The organism is Candidatus Palauibacter soopunensis (assembly GCF_947581735.1).
Classification (GTDB): Bacteria; Gemmatimonadota; Gemmatimonadetes; order Palauibacterales; family Palauibacteraceae; genus Palauibacter; species Palauibacter soopunensis.
Genome location: NZ_CANPVT010000007.1, coordinates 117,991 through 139,587, shown reverse-complemented (window position 1 = coordinate 139,587; position 21,597 = coordinate 117,991). Strand labels below are relative to the sequence as shown.

Genomic DNA, 21,597 nt, shown 5'->3' with positions numbered 1-21,597 from the left:
CGGCTATTCCGGCTGCAGGAACCAGCGATCCAGCATCAGATCGTGGTACGCGGTGAGTTGGGCGCCGTTGTCGAGCACGATCGAGAAGTAGGCGCGCGAGATCGGTTCCCTCCACCACTCGTCATCGATCCGCCACTGGTCGAGCACGTCGCCGATCCGCCGCCAGCGCCCCCGGATCTCGAGGCTCACGGGCACCCCGGCGCCGCCGAGCCGGACCCGCACCGGACGCGGCCGGTTGAGCGGGCGCAGCTTCCCCGCGTCAGCCGGGCGCTTCGCCACTCTACGCGAGTTCCATGAGCGCGTGACGACGCTCGGGGATCCGGGAGTTCGGCTCGAGTTCGAGCACCCGGAACAGCGCGGCGCCTCCCAGCCGCAACCGCAGCAGGCGCGCCGCGCGGCGGAGCGCGGGCAGGAGTTCGCCATCCTTCGTCTCCAGCGAGCCGAGGGCGCGGGACGCGCCTTCCCTCGGGTCGAAGAGCCCGGCCTGCGCGCTCGCCGGACCGAAGCGGAAGAGTTCGAGCCGCAGCGTCTCGACCGCGCGCCGGGGCCGGTCGAGCGCGATCCGCGAGCGGAGGAACGCCCCGAGCCGTTCGGGCTCGCTCGTGGGTTCCCGGGCAATCGCGCGAATGGACCAGGAGCCGCCGTCCTCGAGGCTCGCCGACACCCTGAGGCCGCGGACGCTCTTGCCGCGCCGCCGCGGATGCTCGAGCGCGCGACCGATGAGCCGGTCGAGCGCGGCGTGCAACAGTTCGAGCTGTCCGATCGGGCTCGGAAAGTCGAGCGCGACGCGAATCGGCCGGGCCGGCGCCTCCGGCCGCACACGGTCGATGCGCGTCCCTCGCGCCCAGGCGAGCGCCCGGCGCCCATCGGCCCCGAACTGCGACACGAGCGCCGGCTCGGGCATGCGCACGAGCTGCCCGAGCCGGCGGACCCCGAGCCGCTTCAGCCGTTCCACCGTGCGTGGCGACACCGGCAGCACATCGACCGGCTGCAGCGCCAGGAACGCGGCGAGGTCGGCCGGCGCCACGCAGACGGCCGCGCCCGGCCGACCGGAGCCCGCCGACCCCGCGGACCGCGCCGCTACCCAGGCCGCGAACTTTCCCGGCGCGCAGCCGATCCGCGCGCTCGACGCGAGCCACGGCGACAGCGCCTCGAGCCTCGCCCGAAGTCTCGCGACCTGCCGCCGGGGCGGGCCGTACAGGCGTTCGAGCCCGTCGACCCCCACGAACATCCGACCCCGTTCGGTCGACCGCTCGACGACCGGACTCCACCGGTGGAGGACTTCCAGCACCCGGTCGCGCGCCGCGTCGTGAACATCCGGATCCGGCTCGCAGAGGATGAGCGAGGGACAGAGCGCGACCGCCTGCGAGACGATCATGCCCGGCTCGACGCCGAACGAGGCCGCGAGCGCGCACCCCATCTCGATGCGGCGGCGGTCCCCCAGTGTCGGCAGCGCGAGCGGTTGGTCCGCGAGCGACGGCGTCCGGACCCGCTCCAGTTCCAGCTCGAACCCCGGCCACCAGAGGCAGAGCGCCATCCGGCTCCCGCGACCTGCATCCATGCGGCCTTTCCAATCCGAAAACCCGAATAAAACCCGAAAACAGGACCGGCCAATCTAAGCGGTTCGAAACAGGATGCAAGAGCCCGGGGATGCGTCGCCGACCGAACGAGTGCCGGCTATTTTCGACTCATGAACCGGGAACCTGACACGGGGGAGACGCTCGCGCCGAAGAGCTGGGCCGCGTTCGTGGCCCGGACGATCCTCGGCCTCATCTTCTTCATGGCCGGGTTCTGGAAGGTGTTCGAACTCGGGGCCGTCCAGCACGCGCGGGGCCTGTTCGTGGAGGCCTACGCCGACACGTTCCTCCCCGCCTGGTCGCTGTGGGCCGCCGGGGTCGCGATCCCCTTCATCGAACTGGCCTGCGGGGCGCTGATGCTGGTGGGATGGCGGCGCCGGATCGCCGCGCTGGGGCTGGGCGGGGTCCTCATCCTCGTCACCTTCGGACACCTGCTCGCCGAACCGCTCTACGTCTTCAGCGCGCACGTCATCCCGCGCACGCTCCTGCTCGTCCTCGCGCTCATCCTGTTCGAGGACGACCGCCTCAGCCTCGACGCCCGACTCGCCCGCCGCACCGCCTCAGGTTGACCGACTCCGCCCGTTGATACGGTGTTGACACGACGCAACATCGTGGGGCATGATCAGGCTCCAGAGACACCCGAAGAAGGACATCGAAAAGGTAAGGAATGGCCACCCATAGCTTTACGCTGATCGTCGAGGGAGTGGACATCGACGACCCACAGGTCTTCGATGCCCTCTACGAAGCCGGATGCGATGACGCGACCATCGGAATCACAAACGGGATTCCGGTCATGGACTTCGACCGCGAGGCGGCGAGCCTTTGCGAGGCGATCTCCTTGGCGATCGCGGATGCCGAATCGGTCGATGGTCTCCGGGTGGTTCGGATCGCAGATCTAGACCTCGTTTCGATGTCCGAGATCGCCGAACGTATCGGGCGCTCGCGCGAGTGCGTCCGGCTGTGGGTGAACGGAAAGCGCGGACCGGGCGGATTCCCGGCGCCCCTCAACAGTCCTCACGACCGATACCGGTTCTGGCGCTGGTCCGACGTGGAAGGCTGGCTGAGAGGAATCCTCGGGGGCGAACCGTGGTCAGCCGAGGATCACCTGCGGGCGGCGATCAACGCGGCGCTCCAACTGCGCCACCACTTCCGCCAGCTCGATCCGAAGGACCGCCTCGACCTGCGGGCCCTCGCCGGCTCCGCGCTCGGCGGCTAAAACCCCGTCCAGCTTTAGATCACCGGTTTTACGGCGGGCCGGCTGTCACTGCCCGGGTGCCCGGGGGGACCTCGATGCGCTCGACGGCGCCTCCGGGCCACCGGACCTCGATCGCCACGGGGTCGCCCGAGAGGCCGAGGATCTGCAGCGGGTCGTCGTGGGAGCCGGTCCCGGACCCGGCCCTCACTTCGCGCGCGGGGCCGAGGCCGTCGGCGTATACGACGCGCAGGACGGCTCCGATTCCGTGGCGGTTCTCCGCCGGCCCGGCGACGCGGACCCGCAGGCCGGGCGAGGTTCCGACTCCGCGGAACAGCCGCGCCGCGCCGCCGTTGATCCCCAGCACGAAGTCGAGGCGGCCGTCGCCGTCGATGTCCGCGACCGCGGCGCCGCGCTGGTCTCCGTAGGCGGCGACCCCCGACTCCTGCCCCGGGACCGGGCGGAACCCGCCGCGCCCATCGCCCTCTAGCCACAGCCCCCGCCCCGCGTCGTAGCGCGGTGTGTCCTCGTCCGTGGCGAAGAAGTTCTGGGACAGGAACAGGTCCTCGCGACCGTCTCCGTTGGCGTCCGCCACCAGGACGCCGAGCGAAGGGGCCTGCTGCGCCTCGCGCGGCAGCGGCGCCGCTTCGAAGCGGTCGCCCCGGTTCAGGAACACCATGTGCCGCAGTTCCGCCGCCTCCAGCCGACCTTCCGGCCACGCGCCGAGCACCTCGCTCACGTCCGCCTCGGCGTAGGCCGCGCGCGTCGGTATGCGCCCGCCCACCGGCGGGATGTGTTCGGCGAGCCGGCCCAGCGCGCCCAGCGGCGCGGACGCGCCGAGCCGTTCGTCCCGCTGCGCCTCCACGAGATCGAGGGTGCCGTTGCGGTCCACGTCGCCGAAATGGAGTTCGAGCGGGGCCCCGGCCGTCGGGCGGTACTCGGTGTTGTCCCCCCAGGAGACCGCCACCAGGTCCGGACGCCCGTCGCCGTCGAAATCGCCCGCGGACACGCCGTTCCAGCGCCCGGGGCGCTCGCCGAGCCCCACGTCTTCCGTGACCTCGGTGAACCGCCCCCGGTCGTTCCTGAGCAGCCGGACGGGGCCCCACTCCACGGAGACGGCGAGGTCCGGGTCGCCGTCCGCGTCGTAGTCCGTGAACACGGCGCCGGTCACCATGCCGAGGCGCTCGAATACGGCCGCATCCCGACGGTCTTCCTCGAAGCCACCTCCCGGACGGCCCCGGAAGACGCGGGAGAGGCCGGAAAGTGGGTAGCCGCCCGGCATGACCCGCGCGCCCGCGAAGAGATCGAGGCGTCCGTCGAGGTCGTAGTCGGCGACGGCCAGCGGGCCCACCGACCCCGATGACCCCGGCGCGACGCCGCGGTTGAGCGGGGTCACCGCCACACCCGCCATGGCGCCCGCGGGCCACGCGGCGGACACCACGGCGGGCACCTGCGTCGCCTCGGCCGGCGGCGCCTCGTAGCTGGACAGCCCGAGCAGCACCCGGGCCGTGTCCGCCACCGGGAGCGGAATCACCGCGGCCTGGTCGACGGGCGCCCGCGGCCCGGCCAGCGTCACGCGGACCAACCGCCCGCCGTCGTTCCGGAACAGCACCGGCGCCGCGCCGGCGCCCGAGCCCAGGAGCAGGTCGGGGTCCCCGTCGCCGTCCAGGTCGTGCCACGCCACGCTCGGCCCCATCCGGGACAGGCGCAGCGGGAGGAGCGGCTGCCGCGCCGCCTCGGCGAACGGCGGCTCGTCGTGGATCGGCCCGAAGCTCTCGTCCGGTTCGAACCACGGCGCCGACGCAGGGGCGGGTGCCGGCGCAGGCGTCGCCGTCCCGGCGCCCTCCGACGCCCCCGTTTCGAACACTTCGTACAGCCGGTTCGGGCCATCGACGCGTACGACCGCCCAGCCGCCGCCGCGCCACTCCACGCCCAGCGTGCCCTCGGCGGCGTCCCCCATCGCGAATGAGACGAGCGCTTCCGAACCCGAGAGGTAGCCGCCGCCCGCCGCGATCTCCTTCGTCTGGCGCGGCAGCCCGGGAACCTCCAGCCACACGCTCGCCCCGACCCCGGCCGTGTTCGGCGCCATCCCCCGCACGCGGACGGCCAGCCGGGGCGCCGCAGCGTCGTTGCGCAGCAGCAGGGCCGGGCGGTCGAGCCGGTTCACGACCGCGTCCAGGTCCCCGTCCCCGTCGAAATCCGCCAGCGCCGCCCCGTGCGACACGTCCGGCTCCGGCGCCACGCCCCACGCGCGCCCCACCTCCTCGAACCCGGCCCCGCCCAGGTTCCGGAACGCCACGTTGTGCAGCGGCAGCGGACGGTACAGGAGGGTGGACGCGCGCTCGCCGGAGAGCCCGGCCTCCCGGATCGAGATCTGCGTGTCCGCGTCCATGAGGTCCCGGATGTGGCCGTTCGGAATGAGCAGATCCTCGAATCCATCCAGGTCCACGTCGAGAAAGAGCGCCGACCACGACCACCCGGACGCCTCGACCCTCGCCTGGCGCCCGATCTCCGCCCAGGTGCCGTCCCCCCGGCTGGCGAGCAGCGTATTGCGGTTCACCTGCTGCGCCCCGGCGGCCTCGCCGGGCGGCGTGTGCTCCACGCGCGACACCGGGTCCTGCGTCTTCCTCGACCGCGAGTCGCGGGCCAGCATGTCGAGCACGAAGACGTCCGCGTCGCCGTCCCGGTCGACATCCGAGAAGTCCACCGCCATGGAGGAGGCGCTCGTCGTGGGCAGCGCGTGGGGCGGCGGCGGGCGGAAGGTTCCGTCCCCCCGGTTGATCCACAGCCGGTCCGGGCTGTGCAGGTCGTTCGCCACGTAGAGGTCCGGGTCCCCGTCGGCGTCCAGATCCCCGAAGCGGGCCGCCAACCCCCACTCGGTCGGGGCGGCCTCCAGCGGCGCGCCGTCGGCGTCGAGGAAGGCGCCGGAGGAGAACGGCGCGTGCCGGAAGCCGCCGCCGTCGCCGCCGTCTTCGTTGAACTCGTTCAAGTAGAGTTCGTCGGCCTCCCCCCTTTCGAGCCGCACGACACCGTCGGCCCGCCACGCCAGCTCGTAGTGGTCGGCGAAGCGCTCCACGACCTCGAACTCCCGTCCCGTGCGCCGCACCGTGTTCGGGAAGGCGACCTCGTCTCCGGGGAAGAGGTCGAGGACGGAGCGGCTCTTGTAGCGCGTGAGATAGAGGTCGAGATCCCCGTCTCCGTCGACATCGGCCAGCGCGCTCGACATCCCCCCGCGCGAGTCCAGGAGTCCGGCCTCCGGCGTCTCCGCGAACCGTCCCGTCCCGTCGTTGAGGAAGAGAGACTTCGGACCCTCGATGGAGGTGAGCAGGAGGTCGAGGTCGCCGTCGCCATCCACGTCGACGAGGGTCGCGCCGGTCGAGAACCGGTCTGCGGCCGCCACGCCGCCCTCCGCGGCCGTCTCGACGAAACGCCAGTCCCCCAGGTTGATGTAGAGGGCGTTCGGGCCCTCGAGACGGGCCAGGTAGAGGTCGGGCCGCCCGTCCCCGTTCACGTCGCCCGCCGCAACCCCCGAGCCGTTGCCCCGCATCTGGTTCTCGAGGAAGCTCGAGTCCGTGAGCGCGTTGCCGAAGTCCACGCCGGACCACGACGGCGGAACGGGCGTGAACCCCACACCGCCGCCCTCCACCGCGAGGGGCCGCCAGCGGGCGCCGGGCACTTCCGTCCACGCCTCGGGCTGCGCGGGCGCGGAGAAGTCCGCCGGGCCGCAGGCAGCGACCGTCGCAAGGAGCGCGCACACGCCGGCTGCGGCCCGGAAGCGCGGGGCGATCCGGAAAACGGGGCAGTTCACGAAGCGGGAGAGGCGCTCAGAATCCGGAGAGGATGGCATCCGCGCGGCCGACGAGGGCCCGGTTCAGGGACAGCCACGTCTCCACCGTGGCGGGGTCCGCCCAGCCGGAGGCGGCCGCCGCCGACAACCCCGAGCCTTCGGGCCAGGGGCGGCGCTCGACGAACTCCAGCACGTCCTCGAAGGCGGAGAACACGGTGGGGTCCACCTCGGCCCCGATCGCGGCGAGACGCCCGGAGACGGCTCTCCACTCCGCCCGCGTTGCCGCGTCCGCGGCCAACTGGGGCAGGCGCACGGCACCGGACAGCGAGCCGCCCAGCGGGTCGCCGGAGCCCGCCGACGCACCGGGCACGATCCAGGTCACGATCTGCCCCTCGAGCCCGAAGCGCCGGAACTCCTGCAGGCGGTAGAAGAGGGCGAGGGCGAGTTCGCGCTGCAGTTGGGCCGATTCGTCCGCCTCCTGCGTGAGCCGCCCGAGCCGCTCGTCCTGCCGCTCGGCCATCCCGGCGAGAATGTCCGCCGCCGCGCCGTCGCCGCCCGCCGCCGCACCGAACTGCCCGCCCAGCGCCAGGCCCCCGAACCCGCCCACAACGAGCCCCAGCCCAACACCCAGCACCGCGGCGCTCGCCGGCTTCACGGCGAATCGGTCGCCGTGCGCGCGTCGTCTTTCCCGGCGCCCTTCACGTAGCGGTCGAACCAGTCGATCCAGCGGGCCCACATGTCGAGGTTGTTCTCGATTGCGCGCGGCGTGTGCGACTCGAAGGGATACTCGAACAGCGCCGCCGTCTTCCCGAGCCCGGTGAGCGCCTGGATCATGCGCCTCGACTGGATGGGATAGGTGCCGGAGTTGTTGTCATCCGCCCCGTGGTAGAGGAGGAGCGGGGTGTTGATCTGGTCCGCCTTGAAGAACGGGGACATCTCCATGTACACGTGCGGCGCCTCCCAGATGTCCCGCGGCTCGGCCTGGAAGCCCATCGGCGTGAGCGAGCGGTTGTAGGCGCCGTCCCCCGCGATCCCCGCCTTGAAGAAGGGCGTGTGCGCGAGGAAGTTCGCGGTCGCGAAGGCGCCGTAGCTGTGGCCGCCGTGCCCGATCCGGTCCATGTCGACGACGCCGAGCGCGTCCACCGCGCGGATCGCCGCGTACATCCCGTCGACCATGTTCGAGATGTAGTAGTCGTTGTAGTTCTCGCCGACGATCGGGATGTCGGGATAGACGATCGCATACCCCTGCGTGAGCCAGATGTCGGACCAGCGCAGCCAGGTCAGGTTCGTGTACGCGTTGTGGTTGCGCGCGCGGATCGTCGCGTTGTCGAAGTCGTCCTCGCTCCGGTACTCGCGGGGATAGGTCCAGAAGACGGCGGGCACCCGCGTGCCGTCGACGTAATCGACGGGGAGCGACACCCGCCCCTGGATCTCCAGCCCATCCCGGCGCGTGAACTCGAAGTCGATGCGCCGCGCGGCGGTGAGTTGCGGGAACGGATCCACGTTCCGCGTCAGGTTCTCCATCCCGCCGTCACGGGTCCACAGGTGGCTGTCCGGGAACGTGTTCTTCCCTTCCCGGCTCACGACCATGCGCTCGAGATCGGCGTCGAGCGGGACGAGCGGCCGGTCGAAGCTGTCCCGCGACCCCTCGAACAAGCGCTCCGTGGCCCCGTCGGGGATCCATAGCCGGTCGACGAACGGCTGCGGCCGGAAGTCCTCCTTCCACCCGTCGCCGCGCAGGTAGGCGCTCGTCCCGTCCGCCGACACCCACGCGTACTCCAGCCCGTTCCCGGTGCGGGCCGTGAGAAGATCGCCCGGCAACTCGACCGCGTCGCCCGGGTCGTGGAACGCGACGAGCGTGTGTCCCTCCGGCTCGCCGCCCCCCAGCGCGTAGTGTACAAGCGCGGCATCGCCATCCCGCCGCACGTCGGCGAAGGCGTGGCGCCCGTCCGCGGAGTAGGTGACGCCCGAGATCCGGTCATCGCTCGTCGCCACGACCTCCGCATCGCCGTCGCCGAACGGGGCGCGCCGCAGCATGATGCGGTCGGGGCGGTCGTCGTCCTCGTCTTCCCCGTCCTCGGCCTCCGCGCGCTGCAGGTAGGAGATCCCGCTCCCGTCCGGACGCCACGTCCAGTCGCGCGGGTCCCCGCCCGTTCCGCCGCCGCCGCGCGCGCCTTCCCGCAGTTCGCGTTCCTCCAGCGTGGCGAGCACGTCGCCGCTCTCCAGGTCGATGACCTCGGTGACCCGTGGGAAGCTGGTGTAGCTCGCGATGTAGGAGAAGGGACGCGTGAGGCGGGTGGCGATCACGTGCCGCCCGTCGGGACTCGACGACAGCGACTCGTACATGCCCGGCTCACCGACGGCCCGCGGGGACCGGCCGGGCGCCAATTCCACGATCTGGCTGCGCGTGTAGTACTCGAACAGGTCCGCGCCGTGCTCGTCCTCCAGCAGGAAGGGCATCGTGCGCGTCGGCGTCGCTTCCGCCCGCGTGTGACGGATCGTCGGTCCCGACGGCAGGGCCGGAGCCGGCGGCGGGGATCCACGGTCCGCCGGCGCCGCGAGGGTGAGGACCGAGCCCGAGGGCGTCCACTGCAGCATGCGCGAAGGCGCCGATCCCTGGCCGCGCGACGAGGTCCCGATCGTCGCGATGACCCGCGCGTCGCCCGCCGGCGTCACGCTCCCGTCGCTCGCGTCCGCGATCCAGACCTCCGTGCGCTCCTCGAGGTGGGCGAGGAACGCGAGCCGCGACCCGTCCGGCGACCACATGAGGTCGCTCACGTAGGTCCCCTCCGGCAAGTCGACGTCGATATAGGCGCGCTCGCTCAGCGAATAGAAGCGGAAGCCGTACAGTCCGTAGATGTCGAGATGCCACGGGCGGTCGGCGCGCGCCCGGAGCTCCAGCATCCCGAGGCGCAGCGTCTCCTCCCCCACCTCGGCCAGCGTCGACAGCTCCGTGGAGAGCGGCACGACGAAGTGATCGCCGTCCGGACTGATGTGGTCCAGCGTCGCGTAGTTGGGGTCGGTCGCGAAGAGATCCTGCACCGTCGCATCGGGCAGGATGTACCCCTGCGAGATGTCGAGTCCGGCCTTCTCCTCCTCATCCTGAGCGGCCAGCGGCGGAGGCGCCGCGCCAACCGACGCCAGAGCGAAGAGGACGGGGAAACTGCGGAAGATCCTCATCATCGAACTCCTGAAACGGGTTGCGAACTTTCGCCGTTTATACGTACAGGTCGTTTACACGTGCAGGTCAACGTATCGATCCGAATGGTGATCGAAGGAATATGACGAACGTGACGAAGTTCTGCTTGTGCCTCACGGCATGGGTGGGCCTGGGGTGCGGGACCGACGCCGCGCCGTTGACGGAGACACACGCCGCCGCGATCCGCGACAGCGTGGCGGCGGCGATGCGGGAGTTCCGAGACCTCGGGACGGCGGCCGACTGGGAGGCCGTCGGCGACTTCTACTCGGACTCGCCCGCGTTCCGCTTCTACGAGAATGGGGAACTGCGTTACGAGTCGGCCGACGACGTGCGCGCCGCCCTGGAGGCCCTCGGCCAGGGGACGCAGATCACGACGGAGTACTCCGATACGGACATCGAACCGCTGGCGCCGGGACTCGCACACGTCCGCGCACGCTTCGAGAGCACCTTCACGGGCGCCGACGGGTCCGCCTTCGGTTTCGGCGGAGCCGTGACGTTGATCTGGGCGCACGAGACCGGAGGCTGGCGCATCCTCAGCGGCCACTCCTCGGCTCCGGTTCCTCGCGGAGGGTAGCAGCCATGTCCGACACGACTCCCCCGGCAAGCGGAGACGCGCCCCGCGACGCCGTCGAGTCGCTCATCCGGCGGGGGATGGCCGCGCGGCGCGAGGACCGGCCGGACGAGGCGATGCGGCACATGAAGGCGGCCGTGGCGCTCGCCCGCTTCGGCGGGGATCCGCTCGCGCTCGCCCGCGCCCTTCACGGACAGGCAAACGTCGAACGCGACCTGGGACGGCTCGATGCCGCCCTCCAGCTGTACCTCGAAGCCGTCCCGCTCTGCCGGCGGGGGGACGACCCGCTCGTCCTCGCCCACACCGTGCGCCACCTGGGGGATGTCCTCCGGAAACTGGGCGATCTCGGGGCGGCGGGCCGGTGCTATGCGGAGGCGCTGACCGTGTACCGGGCGGACCCGGACGCCCCGCCGCTCGATGTGGCCAATGCCGTGCGGCCCGCGGCCATCCTGTGCGAGGCGCTGGGCGAGGCCGGTGAGGCCCGGACGCTGTGGCGCGAGGCCGGCGAGCTGTACGGCCGGGCCGGCGTCGCGGCCGGCGTGTCCGAGAGCGCGGCCCACCTCGAACGGCTCGGCTGACAGCCCGCCGGGGGCGACGCCCGACGCCCCTCCGTCTTGCCAGAACCGGACGTTTCGACCACCCTGATTCGGATTGGCGGTCTCGATCCGCCGCGAGGGAAAGTTCCGAGGAGGGCGTGCAAATGCTGCGGAATCACGGTCTGAACCGTCGGGCGTTTCTCAAGAGCACAGGAGCCACCGCCGTTCTGGGCGCCGTCGGCGCGCGTTCGGCGCTCGCGAGCGAGGTGGCGGCGGCCGATGTCGCCCGTGCCGGGCTCGGCGCCGTCCCCGAGGAGTTCGACTTCGACGAGGTCTACGACCGGCGCGGGACCGACTGCGTCAAGTGGGACCGCGCGATCGAGCAGTTCGGCCCGGAGCTCGAGGTCGGCATGGGCATCGCCGACATGGACTTCCGCGCCGCGCCCTGCATCACCAAGGCGATCGCCGAGCGCGCCGCGCATGAGAACTGGGGCTACCAGCACCGCGACAGTTCGTTCACCGACGCGGTCGTGGCCTGGAACCAGCGCCGTTACGATCTGGACATCGACCCATCGACGATCGTCTGGACCAGCGGCGTCCACCCCGGAATCATCGCGGGACTGCACACCTTCGCCCCTCCCGGCAGCCGGGTCCTCATGACGACGCCGACCTACAACGGCTTCTACTCGGACCTGCGCTTCGCGCGGAACGTCGCCGAGGACAGCGAGATGAAGGTCGTCGACGGCGTCTACGAGATAGACTGGGACGACTTCGAGCGCCGCGTGCAGCGGGTTCACGCCTTCATCCTCTGCAACCCGCAGAACCCGACCGGAAACTGCTGGTCGGCGGAAGACATGACGCGCATGGGCGAGATCTGTCTCGAGCACGGCGTGCCGGTGCTCTCCGACGAGATCCACTGCGATTTCGTGACGAAGGGACAGAAGTACACGCCGTTCGCCAGCCTCGATCCGAAGGTCGTCGACAACAGCGTCACCTTCAAATCCAACAGCAAGACGTTCAGCCTCGCCGCCAACAAGGTCGCCTGGTACTTCTCGACCAACCCCGCCTTCATGACCCGCCTGCGCCAGTACACGCGGGCCGACCTGAGCACGATCGGCATGGTCGCCGCCCGCGCCGCCAACGACGAAGGGGACGAATGGCTCGACCAGCTTCTCGTCTACCTCGACGGCAACCACGACCTCGCCGAGACCTACATCCGCGACAACGTGCCCGGCGTGACGTACACGAAGGCGCAGGGCACCTTCCTCGCCTGGCTCGACATGGGCGACCTGATGGACAGGATCGACGCGCAGGGGAAGGCGGACTACGAGAACCGGACCGCGGCGCAGCCGGTGTCGCCGGAGAGCGTCCTGCAGCGCTGGCTGGCCGAGAACGCGCGCATCTATCTCAACAACGGGCCCAGCTACGGGACCGGCGGCGAGAGGCACATGCGGATGAACATCGCGACCTCGCGCACGCTCGTGAAGCGCGCCCTCGACAACCTGTCCAGCGCCGTCGCCGAGCTCTAGCGAGGGCCCGGCGGCAACCCGGTCACAGAGATCCGGCATGGCGCGCGCGGTTGCCTCCTTCGAGGTCACCGGGTGGGACCAGGGTGAGCCCGAGTCCGGCGACGGGGGGCCGACCCTCTCGCACGCCACCGTCCTGAAGCGGTTCAGCGGGGACCTCGCGGCCGAGAGCGAGGCCCGGCTCCTCATGTGTCAGGCGGATGTGGCGGATATCACCGCGGGAGCGGGCTACATCGCGCGCGAGGTCGTGCGGGGAGCGCTCGGCGGACGGGAGGGCACGTTCGTGATGCAGCACTGGGGGCTGAGCGCGAGTGGCCGCGAGCAGACAGGTGGACAGATCGTGCCGGGCTCGGCGACCGGCGATCTGAAGGGACTCACGGGTTCCGTCGAGATCGCCGTCGACGGCGACGGAGCGCACACGCTGACGATCGACTACGAACTTCCGGACGCGTGAGGCGGCGGGAGACACCGTGACTCGGCGTGACACCTTGCCGCCCGCTTCCGGTTTTGGCACCGTAACTTCAGTGCAATGCCGGCCGAGGCAGACCGGCGTTTCTTCCTGAGAGGGATAGTACGATGAAAAGATGGTTCCCGATGCTTCCGGCGTTCCTCCTCGGCGCGATGCTGTCGACGGTTCCCGCGCAGGTCGAGGCGCAGTTCGACGAGGTCGGATCGATCACCTTCCCGACGTCCGCCACCGGCGAGGCCCAGGAGCACTTCCTCCGGGGCGTGGCGATCCTGCACAGCTTCGGCTGGAAGCAGGCGCGGGAGCAGTTCCACGCAGCGCAGGAACTGGATCCCGACTTCGCGATGGCCTACTGGGGCGAGTCGCTCGCCTACAACCACCCGCTCGTCTCGCAGATGGACCCGACCGAGCCGCGCAAGGCGCTGGAGAGGCTGGGCGCGACGCCGGCCGAGCGGCTTGCGAAGGCACCGACGGATCGGGAGAAGGGCTTCCTGAAGGCGGTCGAGATCCTGTGGAGCGAACAGGACCACGTCGACCGGCGCGTGGGCTACATGGAGGCGATGAGAGACCTGTACGAGGCCTATCCGGAAGACTCGGAGATCGCGGCCTTCTACGCCCTTTCCCTCCTCAGCGCGACGTCGGCGACGCGCGACCTGAGCCAGCGCTGGAACGTGATGGCGGGGGCGATCGCGCTACGGCTGTTCAACGCCAATCCGCTGCATCCCGGCGCGGCGCACTACACGATCCACTCCTTCGACAATCCGATCATGGCCCCGCTCGCGCTGGACGCGGCCTATGCCTTCGCGGACATCGCGCCGGCGGTTTCCCACGCCCGGCACATGCCGACGCACATCTTCATCCAGCACGGGATGTGGGAACGCGTGTCCGGCAACAACCAGTCGGCCTACGACGTGGCGCAGGAGTTGTGGCAGCCCGGTGACGCGGTGGGCGACGCGGTGCACTCGCTCGACTGGGGGCAGTACGGCGACCTCCAGCGCGGCGACTACGAGAAGGCGCGGCTGTGGATGGACCGGCTCGCGGACATGGTCGACAACGAGGGCTTCGCGACGACGGGCGGGGCGCGCGGCGCGGCCGGCATCGCACGGGCGCAGGGCGCCGTCTCGCTCCTCAAGGCGCGCTACATCGTCGAGACCGAGCAGTGGGAGACTCAGCCGATCACGGAAGACTCCCCAGCGCACGAACTGCTGGCGACGGGCCTCAGCGCCCACCGCATGGGCGACCAGGCGACCGTCACCGAGGCGGAGGCCGCCCTGAAGGAACTGTCGGACGGCGAGGGCTACACCCACGTCATGCACAAGCAGGTCGGGGCGCTCCGGCACGCCGCCATGGGCCATCCGGACGTGGCGACCGGCCTCATGGACGAGGCGGAGGCGGAGGTCATGAGCATGGCGCCGCCGCGGGGCTCCGCGAGCCCGGTCAAGCCGCTGCACGAACTCTACGGCGAGCTGCTGCTCGAACTCGGGATGCCCGACAAGGCGGTCGAGAAGTTCGAGACGTCGTTGCTGCGGATGCCCAACCGGCCGCGTTCGCTCCTCGGCCTCGCCCGGGCGCACGCCGCCAACGGCGACGCGGTCCTCGCCGCCGCGGCGTACGCGAAGGTCGCGAATCTGTGGAACGGTCTCGGGCACGCCGGCCTCATGGAGGCCGAAGCCTTCCTGAACGAGGCCGAGAGCGAGGGAAACCAGGGGAACCGGTAGCGACCTCCCCCACCCACCGGACCCCGCCGCGAAGGGGTCCGGGACGGGATCCGGCTCAGTAGAGCGCGAGCAGATCCAGTATGGGGACCCTCAATAGCGCCGACCGGCCCGTCCGGACCCTCACGAGCATGTCGAGGGTCTGGAGGGGCCGGAGTGTTTCCGCCGCCGCCACCAGTTCCGGCGGGACGGCGACGTAGATCAGACCGTCCCCGGGATCGGGGGCGCGGGCGAGCAGGAAGGGTTCCCCCTCGTAGAAGTCGATCCGCTCCGGTTCCGCCCGTTCCAGCGACAGGAACCGGACGGTCCAGCGGAGGCGCGCCCCGGCATACTCATCCGGGTTCGCGCGCAGCGCGGCGGCCGAGACGCCAGTCAGGACGCCGGCGTCGACACCGACTGTATCGCCGTCGATCACGACTTCGCGCACCTGGGCGGCCGCGGGGGGCGGCGCGTACGCACACGCGAGGACGACCGACAGGAGCAGCCGGCGTCGCAGGCGACGGCGACGAGACGTTTTTCTGGTAAGGATCCGGTCCTCCACCTACATTCCTCGCGCCGCCGCCCCGTCGCGGGATTTGTGAGACGGGGCCGTTCCCGTTCGAGATCCGACTCACCCAAGATATGGAATTCGCGTCCATCCAGTGTCAAACAGACTGATCTTCGTCGTCGGACTCGCCCTGCTCGCCGGAGTCCCGGCGACGCTCGAGGCGCAGGCCGAACGCATCGATTCACCGTTTCGCTGGCGCGAGAAGGGCTTCCGCGTGGGCCTGTTCGGAGGCCACCACGCGGGGAACCGCGGGCGGCTCGAGTTCGCGCAGGGACCGACCCCCGTGTGGGGCGCCAGAATGCGCGTCCGGGCTTCGAGTCCCCTTTCCATCGAGCTTGGAGCCACGTACGGGGCGGCGGACCGCTGGACGCTGGATGTCCTCGACGCGGCAGGACCGATGGTCGTCGACACCGTCGCCGCGGGGTGGCTGCGGGCCGATCTCGGCGCGCAGATCGGTCTCACCGGAGCGCGGACGTGGAACGGGATCCACCCCTACGGGCTCATCGGCGGCGGTTTCGTGTTCGGGGTCGACGAAGGCGCCTCCGAGTTCCTCGCCGACCAGGCGCTCGAACCCTTCCGCTACGACATCTCCACGGCTCCGCACATTTTCGTGGGGCTGGGGTTCGAGATCTTTCCGGCGGAGACGATCGGGATCGGCTTCGAGGCCCGTGACTACCTGGTCCGCGTGACGTCCCCGGACGGATTCCTCTTCGGAACCACGCTGGATCTGTTCGAGGCCTCCGGAGCGCCGGCGCCGCGGGGTTCCGTGTGGGGCCACAATCCGGAGTTCAGCATCTCCATCTGGTACTACTTCTAGCCTCCGGCTGCGGGCGCATATGAGTGATGCGGACTGGATCTCCTTCGACGAGGCCCTCGCTCTCGTGCTGGACGCCGTGTCGCCGCTGGAGACGGAACGGGTTCCGATCTCCGCCGCTCTCGGCCGCGCACTCGCACACGACGTGGAAGCCGTCGCCCCGCACCCGCCGTGGGACAACAGCGCCATGGACGGATTCGCCGTGCGAATCGACGAGGTTCGCGGCGCGAGGCCGGACCGTCCGGTGGTCCTCCCGATCTCCGACGACATCCCGGCCGGCGCCTTTCCGCGGGGACCGCTGGAGCCCGGCTCCGTGGCGCGCGTGATGACCGGGGCGCCGGTGCCGGAGGGCGCTACGGGCGTCGTCCGCGTGGAGCACACGGACGGCGGTCCGGACGGGCGCGTGAGCATATTCGACGATGCGGACGGGGAGCGGCACATCCGTTTCCTTGGGGAGGATGTGAAGGCGGGCGACACGATGGTGGAGCGCGGCGAGGAACTCGGGGCGGCGGCGGTGGCGCTGCTCGCGACGGCCGGTCTCGAGCAGGTGGACGTGGGCCGGCGACCCCGCGTCGGCGTGCTCGCGAACGGAGACGAACTCGCGGATTTCGATGAATTCGACGAGGTGCGGGCCAGGCGGAGGATCATGAACTCGAACGGGTACGCGCTGGCCGCCCAGCTCGCGGATTCCGGGGCGGAGCCCGCGCCCCTCGGCATCGCCCGGGATGACCCCGACGACCTGCACCGCTCTCTCGCGCGGGCCGAATCCTGCGACGCGATCGTCTCCGCGGCTGGCGTGAGCGTCGGCGAACACGACTACGTAAAGCAGGTACTCGACGAACTCGGCTTCGAACGATCCTTCTGGCGCGTGCGGATGCGCCCCGGCAGCGCCGCCGTCTTCGGGCTGCTCGGCGGCCGGCCGTTCTGGGGCGTCCCGGGCAATCCGGCCTCGGCGCTCGTCACCTACGAAACGCTTGTGAGACCGGCGATCCGCAAGATGGCGGGGTTCGCGCGCCCCTGCCGGCGATCGCTGCGGTGCGTCGCGGCCCACGACCTGCGCGGCCCCCGGGATGTGCTCTCGTTCCTGCGCGTGCTCATCGGATCCGCCGCGTCCGGCGTCCTCACGGCTCGCCTGAGCGGTCCGCAGGGTTCGGGCAACCTGGGGTCCATGCTGGCCGACGGGCTGCTCGCGATCCCCGTCGGGACCGACGCGATAAGCGCCGGAGATCCCGTCGACGTGATTCCGCTCAGGGAGTGGGCGAGTCCCGCCTGACGCGGGGTTTCGCGGGGCGGGTGTACGGGCCGGGCTCGGCCCGTCAGATGCGGACGACCGCCGCCGCCATCGTGTAGCCGCCCCCGATCGAGGTGAGAACGATCGTGGCCGGGGTCGGCACGGGTCCGTGCTTTCCGCGGACGACTTCATCGAGCGTCACGGCGACGGTCGAGGCCGACATGTTGCCGTAGTCGACGATGTTGTGGACGACGCGCCCTTTCGGGAGTTCCAGCCTCTGCTCGAGACCCTGCGTGATCCGCGCGTTCGCCTGGTGCGGAATCACGAAGTCCACGTCGGACCAGTCGAGGCCGGCCTTGTGAAGCGCCTGTTCGCCCACTTCGGCCATCTTGACGATGGCGTTGCGGACGATCCGCGGCCCGCCTTCCATGTGGAGAATCGGGATCCGGTCTCCGTCTTCGCGCCAGCTCTGCCCGACGAGGTACAGTGGGTCGCGCGCGAACCAGCCCGACGCCACCATCGGACCGAGCACGCCGTGATCCGCTTCGCTCCGCTCGAGCACGACCGCGCCGGCCCCGTCGCCGAAGAGCACGGCCGTCCGCACGTCCGTGTAGTCCACGAGCCGGGTGAGGGCGTCACCCGAGACCACCAGGACCCGCTCCGCCATGCCGCTGACGATCGCCGACCAGGCCGCCCCCACGCCGTACACGAAGCCGGCGCAGGCCGCGTTGATCGCGAATCCTCCCAATCGCGGATTCCCGATCTTCGTCGCCACGGTGCAGGCACTGTTCGGAACTTCGTCGGACGGTGACACGGTCGCGACGTAAAGCTGGTCGATCTCGTCCGGCTCGCGTCCGGCCGCCTCCAGCGCGGCGAGCCCCGCCCGGGCGCACATGTCCTCGGTCGTCAGATCGCTGCCCGGCGGGATCCGCCGACGCGACCTGATGCCGGTCAACTGGTACGCCCACTGATCGAAGACCTCGGGGGCCGACAGCCCGTTGGCGCCCTCGACGCCCCTGAGCGCGGATCGCGCCTGCCCGATGTCGAACGACTCGCGCAGCGTACCCATGGCGAGAAGCTCGAAGTTGTCGATGCTGTCCGGCGGCAGGTAGCTCCCGGTACCCGTGACCGCCGCGGTCACTCTGGCTGCCAAGGCCCTCTCCATCATCCGTGGGCAAGGCGTCGGCGGGCTCGTCCGCCGGAAAGTCCGAGAGTATACGGCGGAGACCGGGAAGGCTGCTAGTGCGATCCCCCGGAAATCCGCAAGCCGCGGAGAGGCGGGGAACGGGCGAGCAGGAGCCGCGCCGCGGCCGAGCGGGCCGCCTCCGCCAGCGTTCGGGTCGGACACGGCCGCGTCGGCATCACGCGGGCGCACTCCCTTATGCTCGCCTGCGACCAGCAGGATTCGGGCTGACCATCGCCGCACTCCCGAATGAGCAGTTTCACGCTGGCGGGCAGTCGGAGCACCGCATCGCTGTCGAACTCCTCCGCCACCGCGTAGCGCAGAAGGTCTTCGGCCAGATCCCGTTCCACGCCGGCGTCCAGCAACTCCTCGAGGGAGACGACCAGAAGCGGAAAATCGGCGCGTTCACGTCCCAGCCGCATCAGAAGCTCGCGCCTTACGCCGCGGCGAAGGGCATCCGCGGCCTTCTCGAGCGCGATTGGCGCCGCGCTCGGACCGATGACGGACGCCGCATCCCGCAACTCCGCGGCGAACGTGTCGACGGCGGCGAGGACGACTTCCGGAGACATCCCCTTCGCCACGCCCTCCATGGCCTTGTCGATCAGGAGACCTCGGGGCAGTCCGTCCCGGACACCCGCCTCGATGACGGAAAGGGTGCGCGCCGCGTAGACTGCGCCCAGATGACGGCTGAAGCGCGCGCGTGCGTCCTGGCCCGCAAGCGGCGGCCCGAACGCGAGAAGCATGGCGCCGAGGAGTACGACCGCGGGAGAACGGCGCAGGACGGCTCTTGCCACCGGCTGCCTGCGGGCTACGGGGCCAGCGAGCGGGCGCCCGCGCCGCCCGTGATGGCGATCACGGCATTCCGGTTGCCGTAACCGTCCTCCACATACCGTTCCGCGTGCGGATCCGTGATCCAGGTCTCGCCGTCCACGAGGAACATGTACTTGTGTACGCCGGGCGGGAGCTTCACCCGCCCGGTCCATACGCCGGTCCCATAGGGATCGGCCAGCGCGACCTCCGGCTGCCAGTCGTTGAAGTCGCCCGCGACGTGGACCGACGTCGCGCCGGGCGCCTCGAGATGGAACTGCATGTAGTGGACTTCTTCGCCCACGAGCGCCGTCGCCGCCCCCGCCGGCTCGGTGTATACGTTTTCCCGCGGCAGGAGGAAGAACGCCGCCAGCACCGCGGCGGCCGCGAGTCCCAGCCACGGCCGGACGCGCACGGAACGGGGATGCACCCACCAGTCCACGAGACCGGACAAGGGCCGACGCCCCTCGTGGCGAACCTCGGCCATGACCCTCGATTCGAGTCCGACCGGAGCTCCCTGCACCCCCGAATCCCGCACGTCCGAAAGGAGGGCATCCCACCGTTCGGCTTCCCTCCGAAGCTCCCGCGAGAGTTCGGAATGGTCGATTTCTCCGTCCAGGTACAGCTTCAGATCGTCGTTCATCGGTAGTTCTCTAACAGCACCTGTAACTGATCCCGAGCCCGATGGACGCGCATCTTCAACGCGGACACCGACGCTCCAAGTCTCTCAGCCATCTCTTCGTACGACCAGCCCTCGACGTGCTTGAGGACAAAGGCTTCACGCTGCTCTTCGCTCAGCGACTGCAAGGCCCGGTATATCTGCTCCCGTATTTCCGCCCGTTCGGCGCGCGCCTCGGGAAGACCTCGCGTCGCCGTCAGCGGCCCGGCCGCCTCGAGCGACACCTCCCGCCGTGCCCGCCCCTTCAACTGATCCTTGCACAGGTTGACGGCGATTCGAAACAACCAGCCCCCTACCCGTTCCCGGTCACGGCAGCGGTCGAGGCTCCGAAAACCGCGAATGAACGTGCGCTGCACGATATCCGCGGCGTCGTCCGCGCGCCCGGTCATGCGCTCCGCGTAGCGGTACAGCACGTCCTTGTACCGGCGCACGAGAACCCCGTACGCCTCGCGATCGCCTTCCAGAACGGCGGTCACGACATCCGCGTCGCTCGGTTCATCGTCGGGAACCCGACCTTCCGGCCCGATCCTAAAGATCTTCTCTTCGTGAATAAGACGACCTCTACGGCTTCGCGGTCACTAAAGTGGGATCGGCGGCTCCAACTTAGCGGAACCGTGATCTCCCAACTACCTTGAGGGCGTGAACGCCGGGAACGCTGCCGCCCGCGCGCCGGACCTGTTCGGTCTCCGCACTCCGGCGCTCATCCTCGATCTCGATGTCCTGGAGAACAACCTCCGGGCCATGCAGGAACGCACGGACGCCCTCGGCGTTCGGCTCCGCCCCCACGTGAAGACGCACAAGTGTGTGGAGATCGCCGAACTCCAGCGGTCGCGCGGGGCGTCGGGCATCGCCGTTTCCACCCTCGCGGAGGCCCGGATCTTCGCGGAGGCGGGCTTCGATGACATCCTGTGGGCCTTTCCCGTCAATCTCTCCCGCATCGGCGAGGCGGCCGCGCTCTCCCGGCGCATCGAACTGGGCGTGACGGTGGACTCCCTCACGGCCGTCGAGGCTCTCGAGGCCGCCGGTGTCCCCTTTTCGGCATGGCTCGAAATCGACTGCGGCTACGGGCGCTCCGGCGTCCCGCACGACAGTGGCCGGGTGGTCGAGATCGCGAGGCGCATCTCACGCTCGGGCCGGCTCTCGCTGCGCGGCTGCCTGACGCACGCCGGCCACACCTACGGCGCGGATTCGCCCGCCGCCATCGCCGCGCTGGCAGATGAGGAGCGACGGGCGATGGTCGAGGTGGGACGCGCGCTCCGCGCGGCAGGGCTCGAGCCGGGGGTGCTCTCGCTCGGTTCGACCCCGGGAATGAGCCGAGTCGAGACGCTGGAGGGGATCGACGAGACCCGGCCGGGAAACTACGCGCTCTACGACTACACGCAGACGCGGCTGGGATCGTGCGCGCTGAGCGACTGCGCGGTCACGGTGCTTGCGACGGTCGTTTCCGCGCGCGACGGATCCGACGGGGCGATTGCGGACTGTGGCGCGCTCGCCCTGTCCAAGGATGTGGGGCCGGACGATCCGCCCCACTACGGCCGCCTCCTCCGTGACACGTCCGGACGAGAACTGGGCGACCATCGCGTGACCTCGGTGAGCCAGGAACACGGGCGCCTGTCCGGGCGGTTCGCCGTCGGCGAGAAGGTCCGCGTCCTTCCGAATCACGCCTGCCTCACGGTCGCGCACTTCGATCACTTCGAGGTCGTGCGGGGGCGGCGCGTGGTGGACCGCTGGAAGATCCGGCGCACGCGCGACTGATCCGCGGCACCG

General features: G+C 70.5%; 20 protein-coding genes. 10 read left to right on the top strand and 10 right to left on the bottom strand.

All coding sequences use genetic code 11. The annotated features are described in order from the left end of the window. Positions 1 to 3 precede the first annotated feature (3 nt). Both RN901_RS03865 and RN901_RS03860 read right to left on the bottom strand, forming a co-directional pair. The gene (locus RN901_RS03865) at positions 4 to 279 is read right to left on the bottom strand and encodes a hypothetical protein (protein ID WP_310756132.1); all 276 of its coding nucleotides are present in this window, start codon (positions 277 to 279) and stop codon (positions 4 to 6) included. A 1-nt stretch (position 280) separates the two neighbouring features. Further along, entirely contained in the window at positions 281 to 1,561 is a 1,281-nt protein-coding gene (locus tag RN901_RS03860) for a DNA polymerase Y family protein (RefSeq protein ID WP_310756130.1), read from the bottom strand. Positions 1,562 to 1,690: 129 nt separating this feature from the next. On the opposite strand from RN901_RS03860, the gene RN901_RS03855 reads away from it, so the two are divergent. Together RN901_RS03855 and RN901_RS03850 are read left to right on the top strand one after the other, a co-directional pair. Then, positions 1,691 to 2,146 carry a DoxX family protein gene (locus RN901_RS03855; protein ID WP_310756128.1) on the top strand — a complete coding sequence of 152 codons (456 nt, stop codon included), beginning with the start codon at positions 1,691 to 1,693 and terminating at the stop codon, positions 2,144 to 2,146. Between the two features lie 98 nt (positions 2,147 to 2,244). After that, positions 2,245 to 2,793: a hypothetical protein gene (locus RN901_RS03850; protein ID WP_310756126.1), complete on the top strand. Its 549-nt coding sequence runs from the start codon at positions 2,245 to 2,247 to the stop codon at positions 2,791 to 2,793. A gap of 28 nt (positions 2,794 to 2,821) precedes the next feature. Here the strand turns inward: RN901_RS03850 and RN901_RS03845 are convergent, their stop codons facing one another. Genes RN901_RS03845 through RN901_RS03835 form a run of 3 tightly spaced genes read right to left on the bottom strand, consistent with a single transcriptional unit; the run spans position 2,822 to position 9,739 of the window. Continuing rightward, positions 2,822 to 6,577, bottom strand: coding sequence for an FG-GAP-like repeat-containing protein (locus RN901_RS03845; protein ID WP_310756124.1), 3,756 nt, complete (start codon positions 6,575 to 6,577; stop codon positions 2,822 to 2,824). A gap of 16 nt (positions 6,578 to 6,593) precedes the next feature. Then, complete coding sequence (locus tag RN901_RS03840; RefSeq protein WP_310756122.1) at positions 6,594 to 7,211, bottom strand: hypothetical protein; 618 nt, start codon at positions 7,209 to 7,211, stop codon at positions 6,594 to 6,596. Then, positions 7,208 to 9,739 (bottom strand): prolyl oligopeptidase family serine peptidase, encoded by a 2,532-nt coding sequence (locus tag RN901_RS03835; protein WP_310756120.1) that lies wholly within the window; start codon positions 9,737 to 9,739, stop codon positions 7,208 to 7,210. Before RN901_RS03835 ends, RN901_RS03840 begins: the two co-directional genes overlap by 4 nt. Before the next feature lie 107 nt (positions 9,740 to 9,846). On the opposite strand from RN901_RS03835, the gene RN901_RS03830 reads away from it, so the two are divergent. The 5 genes from RN901_RS03830 to RN901_RS03810 all read left to right on the top strand — a co-directional run bounded on the left by RN901_RS03830 (position 9,847) and on the right by RN901_RS03810 (position 14,572). Beyond that, entirely contained in the window at positions 9,847 to 10,329 is a 483-nt protein-coding gene (locus tag RN901_RS03830; protein WP_310756118.1) for a nuclear transport factor 2 family protein, read from the top strand. A 5-nt stretch (positions 10,330 to 10,334) separates the two neighbouring features. After that, positions 10,335 to 10,904 (top strand): tetratricopeptide repeat protein, encoded by a 570-nt coding sequence (locus RN901_RS03825; protein ID WP_310756116.1) that lies wholly within the window; start codon positions 10,335 to 10,337, stop codon positions 10,902 to 10,904. A 122-nt stretch (positions 10,905 to 11,026) separates the two neighbouring features. Further along, entirely contained in the window at positions 11,027 to 12,391 is a 1,365-nt protein-coding gene (locus RN901_RS03820; RefSeq protein WP_310756114.1) for an aminotransferase class I/II-fold pyridoxal phosphate-dependent enzyme, read from the top strand. A gap of 37 nt (positions 12,392 to 12,428) precedes the next feature. Further along, positions 12,429 to 12,842 carry a DUF3224 domain-containing protein gene (locus tag RN901_RS03815; RefSeq protein WP_310756112.1) on the top strand — a complete coding sequence of 138 codons (414 nt, stop codon included), beginning with the start codon at positions 12,429 to 12,431 and terminating at the stop codon, positions 12,840 to 12,842. Between the two features lie 122 nt (positions 12,843 to 12,964). Next, positions 12,965 to 14,572: a hypothetical protein gene (locus RN901_RS03810; protein WP_310756110.1), complete on the top strand. Its 1,608-nt coding sequence runs from the start codon at positions 12,965 to 12,967 to the stop codon at positions 14,570 to 14,572. 55 nt (positions 14,573 to 14,627) lie between these two features. Here the strand turns inward: RN901_RS03810 and RN901_RS03805 are convergent, their stop codons facing one another. Beyond that, positions 14,628 to 15,110: a hypothetical protein gene (locus tag RN901_RS03805; protein ID WP_310756108.1), complete on the bottom strand. Its 483-nt coding sequence runs from the start codon at positions 15,108 to 15,110 to the stop codon at positions 14,628 to 14,630. Between the two features lie 100 nt (positions 15,111 to 15,210). Between RN901_RS03805 and RN901_RS03800 the strand changes: the two genes are divergently transcribed. Further along, a complete protein-coding gene (locus RN901_RS03800) occupies positions 15,211 to 15,933 on the top strand; it encodes a hypothetical protein (RefSeq protein WP_310756106.1) in 723 nt (240 codons plus the stop codon). A 19-nt stretch (positions 15,934 to 15,952) separates the two neighbouring features. Then, positions 15,953 to 17,203 (top strand): gephyrin-like molybdotransferase Glp, encoded by a 1,251-nt coding sequence (gene glp, locus RN901_RS03795; RefSeq protein WP_310756104.1) that lies wholly within the window; start codon positions 15,953 to 15,955, stop codon positions 17,201 to 17,203. Between the two features lie 43 nt (positions 17,204 to 17,246). On the opposite strand, the gene RN901_RS03790 is transcribed toward glp, so the two are convergent. The 4 genes from RN901_RS03790 to RN901_RS03775 all read right to left on the bottom strand — a co-directional run bounded on the left by RN901_RS03790 (position 17,247) and on the right by RN901_RS03775 (position 20,306). Next, positions 17,247 to 18,314 carry a beta-ketoacyl-ACP synthase 3 gene (locus RN901_RS03790; RefSeq protein WP_310756102.1) on the bottom strand — a complete coding sequence of 356 codons (1,068 nt, stop codon included), beginning with the start codon at positions 18,312 to 18,314 and terminating at the stop codon, positions 17,247 to 17,249. 86 nt (positions 18,315 to 18,400) lie between these two features. Further along, positions 18,401 to 19,138 carry a hypothetical protein gene (locus RN901_RS03785; protein WP_310756100.1) on the bottom strand — a complete coding sequence of 246 codons (738 nt, stop codon included), beginning with the start codon at positions 19,136 to 19,138 and terminating at the stop codon, positions 18,401 to 18,403. A 14-nt stretch (positions 19,139 to 19,152) separates the two neighbouring features. Next, entirely contained in the window at positions 19,153 to 19,794 is a 642-nt protein-coding gene (locus RN901_RS03780; protein WP_310756098.1) for an isoamylase early set domain-containing protein, read from the bottom strand. Next, positions 19,791 to 20,306: a sigma-70 family RNA polymerase sigma factor gene (locus tag RN901_RS03775; RefSeq protein WP_310756096.1), complete on the bottom strand. Its 516-nt coding sequence runs from the start codon at positions 20,304 to 20,306 to the stop codon at positions 19,791 to 19,793. Before RN901_RS03775 ends, RN901_RS03780 begins: the two co-directional genes overlap by 4 nt. A 163-nt stretch (positions 20,307 to 20,469) precedes the next feature. On the opposite strand from RN901_RS03775, the gene RN901_RS03770 reads away from it, so the two are divergent. Beyond that, the gene (locus RN901_RS03770) at positions 20,470 to 21,585 is read left to right on the top strand and encodes an alanine racemase (RefSeq protein WP_310756094.1); all 1,116 of its coding nucleotides are present in this window, start codon (positions 20,470 to 20,472) and stop codon (positions 21,583 to 21,585) included. The last annotated feature ends 12 nt before the right edge of the window (positions 21,586 to 21,597 follow it).